At 69.3% G+C, this 13,298-nt stretch carries 9 protein-coding genes and 1 pseudogene; 3 read left to right on the top strand and 7 right to left on the bottom strand.

Annotated features, from left to right (window positions below; all coding sequences use genetic code 11):
• Positions 1-5: 5 nt before the first annotated feature.
• Positions 6-350: a nitrogenase-stabilizing/protective protein NifW gene (gene nifW, locus EV684_RS18205; protein ID WP_132648713.1), complete on the bottom strand. Its 345-nt coding sequence runs from the start codon at positions 348-350 to the stop codon at positions 6-8.
• A 19-nt stretch (positions 351-369) separates the two neighbouring features.
• Positions 370-1,530, bottom strand: a complete 1,161-nt coding sequence (gene nifV / locus EV684_RS18200) for a homocitrate synthase (RefSeq protein ID WP_132648712.1) — start codon at positions 1,528-1,530, stop codon at positions 370-372.
• A 361-nt stretch (positions 1,531-1,891) separates the two neighbouring features.
• On the opposite strand from nifV, the pseudogene EV684_RS24705 reads away from it, so the two are divergent.
• The 3 genes and pseudogenes from EV684_RS24705 to EV684_RS18190 all read left to right on the top strand — a co-directional run.
• Positions 1,892-2,041: pseudogene (locus EV684_RS24705) on the top strand (ESPR-type extended signal peptide-containing protein); the annotation flags it as partial.
• A 6-nt stretch (positions 2,042-2,047) separates the two neighbouring features.
• A complete protein-coding gene (locus EV684_RS18195) occupies positions 2,048-7,915 on the top strand; it encodes a YDG domain-containing protein (RefSeq protein WP_242478459.1) in 5,868 nt (1,955 codons plus the stop codon).
• Positions 7,916-8,001: 86 nt separating this feature from the next.
• Positions 8,002-9,657: a ShlB/FhaC/HecB family hemolysin secretion/activation protein gene (locus EV684_RS18190; protein WP_200222313.1), complete on the top strand. Its 1,656-nt coding sequence runs from the start codon at positions 8,002-8,004 to the stop codon at positions 9,655-9,657.
• Between the two features lie 18 nt (positions 9,658-9,675).
• On the opposite strand, the gene EV684_RS18185 is transcribed toward EV684_RS18190, so the two are convergent.
• From EV684_RS18185 to iscU, 5 genes are all read right to left on the bottom strand, one after another.
• A complete protein-coding gene (locus EV684_RS18185; protein ID WP_132648709.1) occupies positions 9,676-10,026 on the bottom strand; it encodes a 2Fe-2S iron-sulfur cluster-binding protein in 351 nt (116 codons plus the stop codon).
• Positions 10,027-10,165: 139 nt separating this feature from the next.
• Positions 10,166-12,067, bottom strand: coding sequence for a Fe-S protein assembly chaperone HscA (gene hscA, locus EV684_RS18180; protein ID WP_132648708.1), 1,902 nt, complete (start codon positions 12,065-12,067; stop codon positions 10,166-10,168).
• A 7-nt stretch (positions 12,068-12,074) separates the two neighbouring features.
• The gene (locus EV684_RS18175) at positions 12,075-12,398 is read right to left on the bottom strand and encodes a HesB/IscA family protein (RefSeq protein WP_132648707.1); all 324 of its coding nucleotides are present in this window, start codon (positions 12,396-12,398) and stop codon (positions 12,075-12,077) included.
• 2 nt (positions 12,399-12,400) lie between these two features.
• The gene (gene erpA / locus EV684_RS18170; protein WP_132648706.1) at positions 12,401-12,808 is read right to left on the bottom strand and encodes an iron-sulfur cluster insertion protein ErpA; all 408 of its coding nucleotides are present in this window, start codon (positions 12,806-12,808) and stop codon (positions 12,401-12,403) included.
• Positions 12,809-12,837: 29 nt separating this feature from the next.
• On the bottom strand, positions 12,838-13,293 hold the full coding sequence (iscU, locus tag EV684_RS18165; RefSeq protein ID WP_009856108.1) for a Fe-S cluster assembly scaffold IscU: 456 nt from the start codon (positions 13,291-13,293) through the stop codon (positions 12,838-12,840).
• Positions 13,294-13,298: the final 5 nt, after the last annotated feature.

Genomic DNA, 13,298 nt, shown 5'->3' with positions numbered 1-13,298 from the left:
CGGTTTCAGACGCCGGCGCTGCGGCGCTCGGCCAGGCTCTGGCGCAGCGAGGCCAGCGGCACCGCGCGCACGCCTTCGGCGTCCTGGAAGACCTTGAACACCTTCTCGCGCTGGGCGCTGGAGGCGACGAAGTCGGCGTAGGCCTGCGTCAGCAGCTCGCGGTAGCGGCGGAAGGTCTCGAGTTCGTCGAGCCCCGCCAGCCCGGGCGTGGCGTTCAGGTACTGGTGGAAGCGCTTGAGGATGTGCAGGCGGTTCACCTGCACGACGCGCTCCTCGTAGGCGACACCGAAGAAGCGCAGGAAGTCCTCGGCGCTGGACAGGTGTTGCAGGCGATGGGTGAGGCTGATCATCGGCGTCTCCTCGGAGCGGTCAGGCATGGGCGTAGGCAGGCGTGTCCTCGCACAGGTCGAGGTAGAAGCGCGCCAGGTCGTCGGCGCTGGGTTCGAGCTTGGTGCAGGCGACGTGGGCGCGGATGCGCGCCAGCAGCCGCGGCACCTGGCGCGGCGCCACCGGCAGCCCCAGGCGCGCGTAGCGTTCGATGACCGCGGCGCTGCCCGAGTGCTTGCCCAGCACCAGGCGGTGCGTGCGGCCGAGTTCCTCGGGGGCGAAGTTCTCGTAGTTGCGGCGGTCTTTCAGCAGGCCGTCGACGTGGATGCCGCTTTCGTGGCTGAACACCGCGTCGCCGACGATGGACTTGCCCGGCGCCACCGGCCGCCCGGAGGCGTGGGCGACGAGCGCGCTGATCGTCGGCAGCGTCTCGGTGCGGATGCCGCATTCGATGCCGTGCACGTGGCGCAGCGCCATCACCACCTCTTCCATCGCCGCGTTGCCGGCACGTTCGCCCAGGCCGTTGACGGTGGTGCTGGCGTGCGTGGCGCCGGCCATCGCCGCGGCCAGCGTGTTGGCGGTGGCCAGGCCCAGGTCGTTGTGGGCGTGGATCTCGATCTCGAGGTCGACCTCGGCGCGCAGCGCGGCGATGCGCAGATGCGTCTGGAAGGGGTCGAGCAGGCCCAGCGTGTCGGCGTAGCGCACGCGGCGCGCGCCCGCGGCCTGGGCCGCGGCGGCGGCCGCGGCGAGGAAGCCGCCGTCGGCGCGCGAGGCGTCCTCGAAACCGACGCTGACCGAGACGCCGCCGTCGGCCAGACGGGTGACGTGGTGGCGGATCGTCTGCAGCACCCAGGCGCGGTCGCGCGCCAGCTTGCGCTCGATCTGCACGTCGGACACCGGCACCGAGACGTGCACGATGTCGGCGCCGCAGCGCAGCGCGGCGGCGATGTCGCTGTCGGCCATGCGCGCCCAGACCATGCTGCGTGCATGGCGCAGCGAACTCGCGATGTCGCGGATGAGTCCGACTTCGTGTTCGCCCATGGCCGGAATTCCGACTTCCAATTCCGGGACACCCGCCGCGTCCAATGCCGCTGCAATCGCGAGCTTTTCAGCGTCGGTGAACGCGACGCCGGCGGTCTGTTCGCCGTCGCGTAACGTTGTGTCATTGATGATGAGGCGCCCGGGCGCCAGCCTTGGCTGCATAGCGTGCTCCGACGATGTCGGGGCCATCGTCGCAAGCGCCGTGCCACTACCGCGGATGTTCCAAGTGATTGTTTTTTAAGAATATTTCTCCTCGTGAAATCCGGTGTTGGCCTCTTTGTCGCGTTGTCGACAGATCTCGGCGGCCGGCTGTCGGTCGTCGTCCGTGGGGCGCCTGCGGCCGTGAGACTGCCAAATAGCGGCGGAAACGGGCTGTTTTCTGCCCATGTCTGCCATGTCTGGGTTGCGTTGCGCGCATAGACTTCGTCCAGATCCTCCGTCAGAAATGAACGCCCACGTTCGAATGCCAATGCCGCGTCGCGCGGCATTGGCCGGCCGATTGGCGTCGCAGACCGAATAAAGAATGACGAACGACTCGCCCAACCACAGTTACCGACTCGTCTGGAACGAAAGTTCCCATTCCTATCAAGCCGTCCCCGAGACGGCACGCGGACGCGGCCGGTCCAGCGGAGGCCGCACGCGTCGCGCCCAGGGGGTCGCACTCGCCGCCGCTGCGGCGTTGGCGAGCAGCGCCTGGGCCGGGCCGACAGGCGGCAGCATCAGCGCCGGCAGCGGCAGCATCCACCACAGTGGCAACTCCACCACGGTGACGCAGGGCAGCCAGAATCTGGCGATCAACTGGACGAGTTTCAGCATCGGGGCCGGCGAGAGCGTCAGGTTCGTCCAGCCCAACAGCAGCGCCATCGCGCTCAACCGGGTCACCGGCCGCGAGAGTTCAGTCATCGACGGCGCGCTGACGGCCAACGGCCAGGTCTGGCTCCTCAACGCCAACGGCGTGCTTTTCGGCAAGACCGCGAGCGTCAACGTCGGCGGGCTGGTGGCCTCGACGCTGAGCCTCAGCGACGCCGATTTCATGGCCGGCAAGACCAGCTTGCGCGGCGACGGCAGCCAGGGCAGCGTGGTCAACCGAGGCAGCCTGACCGGCGGCTATGTGGCCCTGCTGGGCAAACAGGTCAGCAACGCCGGCACCATCACCACTAGGGGCGGCACCAGTGCACTGGCTGCGGGTGACGCCATCACGCTGAGCTTCACCGGCAACAAGCTGCTGTCCGTGCAGGTGAACGCCGGCACCTACAAGGCCCTGGCCGAAAACAGCGGCCTGATCCAGGCCGACGACGGCTCGGTGCTGCTCAGTGCCAGCGCCAAGGACGCGCTGCTCGACACGGTGGTCAACAACACCGGCGTGATCCAGGCGCGCGGCATCAGCACCGCCGGTGGGCGCATCGAGCTGATGGGCGGCTTCAACGGCGGCACGGTGAAGGTGGCCGGCACGCTGGATGCTTCCTCCACGGCACACGACGGCGGCTTCATCGAGACCAGCGGCGCCCATGTCTTGATCGGCGACGACGCCAAGATCAGCACCTTGTCCGCCACCGGCAAGACCGGCACCTGGCTGGTGGACCCGACCGACTTCACCATCAGCAGCGGCAGTGGCGCGCAGACGGACAGCGGCATCGGCGCCACGACACTGAGCAACAACCTGGCCAGCAACAACGTCACGCTGGTCACGGACAGCACGACCGGCAGCGACGTCGGCAACATCAACGTCAACGCCGCCGTCAGCTGGAGCGCCAACACCACGCTGACGCTCAACGCCTACAACAACATCAACGTCAACGCCGCCATCACCGCCACCGGCGCGAGTGCCGGGCTGGTGCTCAACTACGGCAACTACGCCACGGCCGGCAGCGTCACTTCGGGCACCGACTACAACATCGCCGCGCCCATCACGCTCAGCGGCGCAAATGCCAGCCTGTCCATCAATGGCAGCAGCTACACGCTGATCCACAGCATGGCGCAACTCGACGCCATCGACAGCACCGGCCCGTCGGGCAAATACGCGTTGGCGGAGGATCTGGACGCCTCGGGCACCACCTACTCGGAATCGGTGGTCTCCGGCACCTTCTCGGGCACCTTCGCCGGCCTCGGGCATACGGTGTCCAACCCGACCATCGTCGCGCCCACTACAGGGGACGTGGGCCTGTTCAGCATCAACTCAGGCACGATCCGCGACCTGGGCGTGGTCGGCGGCAGCGTCTCCGGTGCCAGCCGTGTCGGTGCGCTGGTGGGCAGCAGCACGGGCAGCGGCAAGCTGACCCACGTCTTCGCCAGCAGCGCCGTGCAAGGCAACGGCGCTGCCACCGCCATCGGTGGCTTGGTCGGCGCTCTCCAGGAAAGCAGCAGCTTGAGCGACGCCTACGCAACCGGAAACGTCAGCGGGAAATTGAACGTGGGAGGTCTGGTCGGCGCCTCCCAGAACGCCACGCTCAGTCGCGTTTACGCGACGGGTGCGGTGACCGCCCTATCCGAAAGCGCCGGCGGCCTCATCGGCTACATCCGCGCGAGCACCATCAGCAACGCCTATGCCACCGGGCAGGTGACTGCCAGCTCGCGCGCCGGTGGCCTCATCGGCAACAGCTACAGCGGTACCGTCAGCAACAGCTACTGGGACAGCAGCACGACCGGCAAGACCCAGGCTTATGGCAGCAGAAACAGCGCTAGCTTTACCAACGTCAGCGCCGTCACCAGCAGCAGCGCCTACAGCCATGCCAGCTACAGCAGCCTGGGCACCTGGACCCAGACCGTGACAGGCTCGGATGCGGACACCAGCTCGGGCGTGTGGGTGGCCACGGACGGCAGCGGCACCAAGCAATGGGTGATGATCGAAGGCTCGACCCGGCCCTTCCTCTACAGCGAATACAGCACCAGCATCAGCAACGCGCACCAGTTGCAGCTGATGGCGGTCAACCTGGGCGCCAGCTACACGCTCAGCCGCAACATCGACGCCAGCGAGACCAATGGCAGGAACGCCAGCGGCATGTGGACCACCCTGGGCTTCTCGCCGGTCGGCAAGGAGAATGCGATTTTCAGCGGCAGCCTGGACGGTAACAACCATACGGTCACGGGCCTGACGATCCATCGCATCGACAGCTCGAACTCCAACTACCTATTTACCGGCCTGTTCGGCAAGAGCTCGGGCAGCATCAGCAACATCGGACTGCTGGGGGGCAGCATCGCGGGTGGATGGGCCGTTGGCGCCCTGGTCGGCTGGAACGAAGGCAGCGTCAGCAATGCCTACGCCACGAGCGATGTCTCGGGTGTCGTCAATTACGTTGGTGGGCTGGTCGGCGGCAACAGCCGCCCTGGCAGCATCAGCAACTCCTTTGCGACGGGCAACGTGTCAGGTAGCGGCGTCGGCGGGCTGGTCGGCGGCAGCGACGGGAGCATCAGCAACTCCTATGCGACGGGCAACGTCACGGGCAGCGGCGACTACGCCGGCGGGCTGGTCGGCGACAACGAAGGGAGCCTCAGCAACGCCTATGCGACGGGCAGCGTCTCAGGCAGCGGCGACTACGTTGGCGGGCTGGTCGGCACCAACACCAGCACCGGCAGCATCACCAACGCCTATGCCACCGGCAGCGTCACGGGGGCTGGCGCCCATGTGGGCGCGCTGCTGGGCACCAATGATGGCGCTCTTGGTTCCTCGTTCTGGCTCACCTCGGTCTCCAGCACAGGCGTCGGCGGTGGAACCGGCACGATCGACACCGCCAGCCGCGGGCTCAGCGCCGCAGAAGCCAGCACGGCCAGTACCTTCAGCGACGCCGGCTGGAGCATTGCCAACGCAGGCGGCTCGTCCTCGATCTGGCGCATCTACGACGGCTACACGACGCCCTTGCTGCGCAGCTTCATGACCTCGCTGACCGTCGTGACCGACGATGTCAGCAAGACCTATGACGGCACCACCAGCCTCAGCGGCACAGGCTACCGCTACGGTGACACGAGCGCGGACACGAGCCTGATCTATGGCGCTGCCGTCACCAGCAGCACCAGCAGCAAGAACGTCGGCGACTACACGATCAGCACCAGCGGCCTGTACTCCGGCCAGCAGGGCTACGACCTTCAGTTCGTCGACGGCACCGCGACGATCACCGCGGCGACGCTGACTCTGAGCGGCACGACGACCGCGGCCAGCAAGGTCTACGACGGCACGACCACGGCCACCGTCAGCGGCGGCAGCCTCAGCGGCGTCATCACGGGCGACTCGGTCACCTTGACCCAGAGCGGCAGCTTTGCCGACAAGAACACCGGCACCGGCAAGACGGTGAGCTACACCGGGATGCTCTCGGGCGACGATGCTGGCAACTACGTGCTTAGCGGCGGCGCAGGCACGACGACAGCATCTATCACGGCCAAGGCGATCAGCGGCGCCATCGTGGCCGACGGCAAGGTCTACGACGGCACGAGGACGGCGGCGACTTCGGGCACGCTGTCGGGTGTGGTCGATGGCGACAGCGTGACGCTGGCGACCAGCGGCAGCTTTGCCGACAAGAACGCCGGTGCAGGCAAGACGGTCAACGTCGCCGCCGACCTGAGCGGTACCGACGCCGGCAACTACACGCTGAGCACCAACGCCACGACGACGGCGACGATCACCGCCAAGGCGATCAGCGGCGCCATCGTGGCCGACGGCAAGGTCTACGACGGCACGAGGGCGGCGGCGACTTCGGGCACGCTGTCCGGCGTGATCGACGGCGACAGCGTGGCGCTGGCGACCAGCGGCAGCTTTGCCGACAAGAACGCTGGTGTCGGCAAGACGGTCACCGTCGCCGGTGAACTGAGCGGCAACGACGCCGGCAACTACACGCTCAGCAGCACCAACGCCAGCACGACGGCGACGATCACCGCCAAGGCGATCAGCGGTGCCATCGTCGCGAACGGCAAGGTCTACGACGGCACGACGGCGGCGACGACCTCGGGCACGCTGTCCGGCGTCATCGACGGCGACAGCGTGACGCTGGCGACCAGCGGCAGCTTCGCCGACAAGAACGCCGGCGTCGGCAAGATGGTCAACGTCGCCGGCAGCCTGTCGGGCAGCGACGCCGGCAACTACACGCTCAGCAGCAGCAACACCACGACGACGGCGACGATCACGGCCAAGGCGATCAGCGGCACCATCGTCGCGGACGGCAAGGTCTACGACGGCACGACGGCGGCGGCGACCTCGGGCACGCTGTCCGGCGTCATCGACGGCGACAGCGTGACGCTGGCGACCAGCGGCAGCTTCGCCGACAAGAACGCCGGCGTCGGCAAGACGGTCAACGTCGCCGGCAGCCTGAGCGGTGGTGATGCCGGCAACTACACGCTGAGCAGCAACACCACGACGACGGCGACGATCACCGCCAAGGCGATCAGCGGTGCCATCGTGGCGAACGGCAAGGTCTACGACGGCACGACGTCGGCGACGACCTCGGGCACGCTGTCGGGCGTCATCGACGGCGACACCGTGGCGCTGGCGACCAGCGGCGCCTTCGCAGACAAGAACGCCAGCGTCGGCAAGACGGTGACGGTGTCGGGCAGCCTGAGCGGCAGCGACGCTGGCAACTACACGCTCAGCAGCAGCAACACCACGACGACGGCGACGATCACGGCCAAGGCCATTACCGGCGCCATCGTCGCCGACGGCAAGGTCTACGACGGCACGACGGCGGCGGCGACCTCGGGCACGCTGTCGGGCGTGATCGACGGCGACAGCGTGGCGCTGGCGACCCGCGGCAGCTTTGCCGACAAGAACGCCGGCGTCGGCAAGACGGTCACCGTCGCCGGTGAACTGAGCGGTACCGACGCTGGCAACTACACGCTCAGCAGCAGCAATACCACGACGACGGCGACGATCACGGCCAAGGCGATCAGCGGCACCATCGTCGCGGACGGCAAGGTCTACGACGGCACGACGTCGGCGACGACCTCGGGCACGCTGTCGGGCGTCATCGACGGCGACAGCGTGGCGCTGGCGACCAGCGGCAGCTTCGCCGACAAGAACGCCGGCGTCGGCAAGACGGTGACGGTGTCGGGCAGCCTGAACGGCAGCGACGCCGGCAACTACACGCTGAGCAGCAACGCCAGCACGACCGCCACCATCTCGCAGGCGTCCTTGACGATCACCGCCAACGACGCGCAGAAGACGGTCGACGGCCAGCCGTACGGTGGCGGCAACGGCATCACCGTGAGTGGCCTGGTGGGCGGCGACACGACCGGCGCCCTGGACGGCAGCCTGGTCTACGGCGGCAGTTCGCAAGGCGCGACGGCGGCCGGCAGCTACACGATCGCCGCTTCGGGCCTGAGCTCCGGCAACTACAGCATCCGCTACGTCGACGGCGTGCTGACGATCGAGTCGGCTGCGCCCACCGCATTGAGCGAGGCCCAGCAGCGGACCGTGCAACAGAATGCCGCGCCGCAGGCCGACGCGACCCTTGCCTCGACCGAACGGGTGTCCCGGGAGACCGACGGCAGCCTGCAGTTCTCCAACAGCGGCCGCCGTCTGCTGCGCATCGCCAACGGCGGCGTCGCGGTTCCTGCTGCCAACTGATCCGCCAGCCGGCACCGCGGCCGCCGCGGGGTGGCCGCGCCGTGCCGGCGCAGGGCCTCATCCACCGACATCGAACCTTGCCCAACGTGCACCGTCTCAAACCCCTCAACGACGCACTGATCGCCGGCGCTCTCGCGCTGGCTGCCGCCCAGGCCTGTGCCGCGACGCCCGATGCCGGCCAGATTTCGCGCGAGCCGCGCTCGCCGGTTCCGCTGGCTTCCCCGTCGTCGCCGGCGCTCAAGGTCGACAAGCCCACGACCGACTCGGTCCCCGAGGGCGGGCCCACGGTCGTGGTCAGCGCCTTCGAGCTGCAGGGCAACACCGTCTTCGACACGCCGACGCTGCAGGCGCTGCTGGCTGACGAACTGGGCCGCCCGCTCACCTTTGCCGACCTGACCCGCCTGGCCGCGCGCCTCACGCGCCACTACCGTGACGCCGGCTACCTGGTGGCCCGCGCCTATCTGCCGGCGCAGGAGGTCAACGACGGCGTGCTGCGCATCGCCGTGCTCGAAGGCCGGCTGAGCCAGGTCGAACTGATGAACGCCGCCGGCCTCAAGCCTTCGGCGCTGGCCGCGCTCGGGCAGCTGCCGGCCGATCAGCCGCTGCAAGCCCGGGTTCTGGACCAGACCCTGCTGACGCTGGCCGACCTCCCGGGATCCCAGGTGCAATCGACGCTGCGCCCGGGCCAGGCGCTGGGTGCGTCGGAACTGCTGGTCGAGGTCTCGAGGACGCGCGGTGTCGAAGGCAGCGCCGACCTGGACAACTTCGGCAGCACCTACACCGGCGAGTACCGCGCCGGCAGCAGCCTGTACTGGAACAACCCGCTGGCCCTCGGTGACCAACTGAGCCTGCGCGTTCAAGTCAGCAACGATCATCTGAACTACGAGCGTCTGGCCTACCAGCTGCCGCTGGGCGTGTACGCCACGCGGCTGGGGGTGGCGGTCTCGAACATGAGCTACCGGCTCGGCAAGGACTTCTCCTCGCTCGACGCCGACGGCCGTTCGCAGGTCAGCAGCGCCTATCTGCGCCAGGGCCTGCTGCGCAGCATCGACGCCAACTGGTACGGACAGTTGCAGTTCGACGCCAAACGCTTGCGCGACAGCGTCGACAGCACCGACACCACCACCCACCAGCGGCTTCGCAACTGGGTGCTGGGGCTGAACGGCGACTGGCGCGACGGCCTCGGAGCCGGCGGCAGCAACACGCTGCTGCTCAACCTCACCGTCGGCAAGCTGTCGCTGGATGCCGACAGTGCCGCGCTCGACGCCGTCAGTGCCCAGACGGCCGGCGACTTCAACAAGTTCGAGCTGGCGCTGCAGCGCGTGCAGTTCCTGAGACCGGGCTGGAGCCTGGCGCTGAACCTGCGCGGGCAAGCGGCCGACCACAACCTGCCCTCGGTAGAGAAGTTCGCGCTGGGCGGCAGCCAGGGCGTGCGCGCCTACCCGCAAGGCGAGGCGCTGGGCGACAGCGGTTGGCTGGCCAGCGCCGAGCTGCGCTGGAACCTGGCGCCGGGCTGGCAGCTGCAGGCCTTCGGCGACGCCGGCGGCGTCAAGCTGAACCGCCAGCCCTGGCTGGACGAGGACAACTTCCGCCACCTGTCGGGCCTCGGCCTGGGCGCGAGCTGGGGCACGCCGCGTCTGGCGGTCTCGCTCAGTTCGGCCTGGGCGACGAGCAGCGAGTCGTCGACGTCCCAGCCCGACCGCCGCCCGCGCCTGTGGGCGCAGGCGTCTTACGCGTTCTAGCCGGCGTCGCGAGGGAGCTCAGCGCTCTCTCGCGTGGTTCTTCGAGTAGCGCGGCAGCTCGATGATGAGTTCCGGCCCGCCGACCTTCACGCAGCACGACAGCCGCGAATCGGCTTCCAGCCCCCAGGCGTCGGAGAGCTGCTCGTCCTCGTCGTCGTCGACCGGGTTCACGTGTTCGGCGCCCTGGCGCAGGTAGACGTGGCAGGTGGCACAGGCGCCGACCTTGTCGCAGGCGTGTTCGATCGCGATGCCGTTCATCAGCAGCTCGTCGACCAGCGAGTTGCCGGCCTCGGCCTCGAAGCTGAGGCCGTCGGGGCAGAGCTGGGCGTGCGGCAGGACGGTGATGCGGGTGGTGTTGTCGTCGCTCATTCGGGCATCCTTAGTCCTGCGGCCGGTCCCGCCACGCGGGAATGAGCGCCGGACAAGTCCTGAGCGCTCACTGGAGCACCCTTCGGCCTGGCGGCCGGTCCCGCCAGGCGGGAATGAGCTCCGGACAAGTCCTGAGCGCTCATGCGGCCATCTGTTCGAGCGTGCGACCGGACAGCGCACTGCGCACGCGCTCGTCCATTCGGCGTGCCGCGAACGGCGTCGTGATCCGGTTGAGCTCGTCGCCCGCACGACGCAGGCGCTCTCGCAGCGCCCGGTGGGCTTCCGGCGTCGTGCCTTCACCCTCGGCGCATTCTGCCAGCGCGTCGATGACGTCCTGCATCGCACGCAGGATCTGGAACAGCTCGGGGCTGGACAGCAGGCGCTCGCCGTCTTCGTGCAGCGCGGCCTCGGTGGCGTCGAGCAGGCGGCGGGCGTCGATCTCGGCTTCGCGCAGCGCGCGTGCCGCGGCGTCCTCGGCGGCGTGGCCCAGCGCCTGCTGCAGCATGCCGGCCACCTGGGCGGTGTCCAGGCCGTAGCTCGGCTTGACCTCGACCTGGGCGTGCGCGCCCGAGGTCTGCTCGACGGCGCTGACCGACAGCAGCCCGTCGGCGTCGATCTGGAAGGTGACGCGGATGCGCGCCGCGCCCGCCACCATCGGCGGGATGCCGCGCAGCGTGAAACGCGCCAGCGACCGGCACTCGCTGACCAGCTCGCGCTCGCCCTGCACGACGTGCAGCACCATCGCCGTCTGGCCGTCCTTGAAGGTCGTGAAGTCCTGGGCGCGTGCCGTCGGCACGGTGCTGTTGCGCGGGATGATCTTCTCGACCAGCCCGCCCATCGTCTCCAGGCCCAGCGACAGCGGGTTCACGTCCAGCAGCAGCAGGCCGTCGGCGCCGCGGTTGCCGGCCAGCTGGTCGGCCTGGATTGCCGCGCCCAGCGCCACCGCCTCGTCGGGGTCGATGCCGGTGTAGGGCTCGCGGCCGAACAGCGAACCGACGGCGGCGCGCACCGCCGGCATGCGCGTCGCGCCGCCGACCAGCACGACGCCGTCGACCTCGGCGGGCTTGAGCTTCGCGTCGCGCAGCGCGCGTTTGACCGGGCCCAGCGTGCGTTCGACCAGCGGCCGCGTCAGGGTCTCGAACTGCGTGCGCGTGATCGTCGCCGTCGCCGGCGTGCCGTCGGCGCGCAGGCAGTGCATCACCACGCGGTCCAGCTCGCTCAGCGTCTCCTTGGCGTGGCGCGCCGCGGCGTGCAGCCGCGCCAGGTCGCCGGGGTGCCAGCCGCCGGTCTCGCCGGCGAACCACTGCGCCAGCGTGTGGTCGAAGTCGTCGCCGCCGAGCACCGCGTCTCCGGCGGTCGCGACGACCTCGAAGACGCCGCGCGACAGCCGCAGGATGCTGACGTCGAAGGTGCCGCCGCCCAGGTCGTAGACGACGTAGAGACCTTCGCTGGCCGACTCCAGCCCGTAGGCGATGGCCGCGGCGGTCGGTTCGTTGAGCAGCCGCAGCACGTTGATCCCGGCCAGCGCCGCGGCGTCCTTGGTCGCCTGGCGCTGGGCGTCGTCGAAGTAGGCCGGCACGGTGATCACCGCGCCGACGAGCTCGCCGCCCAGCGAGGCCTCGGCGCGTTCCTTCAGCACCTGCAGCACCTCGCCGCCGACGTCCACCGGGCTCTTGATGCCGGCACGCGTGCACACGCCGACGGCGCTGTCGCTCAGGCGCTCCAGCGCATAGGGCAGGGTGCCGGCGGCGATGTCCTCCAGCGCACGGCCGATCAGGCGCTTGGCCGAGGCGATGGTGTTGTGCGGGTCGGCGGCGGCAAAGGCCTTGGCCGCGGCGCCGACCGTCAGCACGCCGTCCTCGCCGTAGTGCACGACCGAGGGCACGAGGCGCCGGCCGTCGGCGTCGGGCAGCACGACGGCCTGGCCGCTGCGCACCGTGGCGACCAGCGAGTTCGTCGTGCCCAGGTCGATGCCGACGGCCAGCCGGTGCTGGTGCGGCGCGGCGGCGCGGCCCGGTTCGGCGATCTGCAGCAGCGCCATGGCGTTCTCAGACGGCGAACGACTCGCCGCAGCCGCAGGTGGCGGCGGCGTTGGGGTTGTCGAACTTGAAGCCTTCGTTCAGGCCTTCGCGCACCCAGTCCAGCCGCGTGCCGTCGAGCAGCGGCAGGCTGTGGGCGGCGACGAAGAGCATCACGCCTTCGGACTCGAAGCTCAGGTCCTCGGGCTCGGCAGCATCGGCGAACTCCAGTGCGTAGGCGTAGCCCGAGCAGCCGCTGGTCTTGACGTCCAGCCGCAGCCCGACGCCGCTGCCGCGTTTGTCCAGCGCCTTGCGGATCTGGGCCGCGGCCTTGGGGGTGACGCTGATGGCCATGGTCAGACCGAGAAGGACGAGCCGCAACCGCAGGTGCTGGTCGCGTTCGGGTTGCGGATGACGAAGCGTGCGCCGTCCAGGCGGTCCTCGTAGTCGATCTCGGCGCCGACGAGGTACTGCAGGCTCATCGCGTCGACGACAACGGTGATCGGCTCGCGCGCCACCTGCACGTCGTCTTCCTTCAGTTCGTCGTCGAAGGCGAAGCCGTACTGGAAGCCCGAGCAGCCGCCGCCGGTGACGTAGATGCGCAGCTGCAGGCTGGGGTCGCCTTCTTCGGCCAGCAGCTCGCTGACCTTGGCGACGACGGCGTCGCTGATGCGGATCGGCTGCTCGCCTTCGGGCAGCAGCGGCGGCTCGGCGCGCGGCACGAGTTCGGACGGGGCGACGTTTCCTTGGGACTGGCAGGCCATCGTGGACTCCTGGTGGTCGGCGCGGCGCTTCAGGCCGCTTCGCTGTGCTGTTGATCGGGCGACGAAGGCGAGCAGGCGCGCTCCTCGATCAGCCCGCCCGGGCCGGCGTGGCGCTGGCGGTAGTCGGCCACCGCGGCCTTGATCGCGTCCTCGGCGAGGATGGAGCAGTGGATCTTCACCGGCGGCAGCGCCAGCTCCTCGGCGATGGCGGTGTTCTTGATCGCCAGCGCCTGCTCCAGCGTCTTGCCCTTGACCCATTCGGTGACCAGCGAGCTCGACGCGATCGCCGAGCCGCAGCCGTAGGTCTTGAAGCGGGCGTCCTCGATGACGCCGGTGCTCGGGTCGACCTTGATCTGCAGCTTCATCACGTCGCCGCAGGCCGGCGCGCCGACCATGCCGGTGGCCACCGTGTCGTCGCCGGCGGCGAAGCCGCCGACGTTGCGCGGGTTCTCGTAGTGGTCGATGACCTTCTCGCTGTACGCCATGTCGG

It is taken from the genome of Rubrivivax gelatinosus, from assembly GCF_004340905.1.
In the GTDB taxonomy this organism is placed as follows: Bacteria; Pseudomonadota; Gammaproteobacteria; order Burkholderiales; family Burkholderiaceae_C; genus Rubrivivax; species Rubrivivax gelatinosus.
The sequence above is the reverse complement of the archived record's forward strand: the minus strand, read 5'-3'. Positions and strand labels throughout refer to the sequence as shown.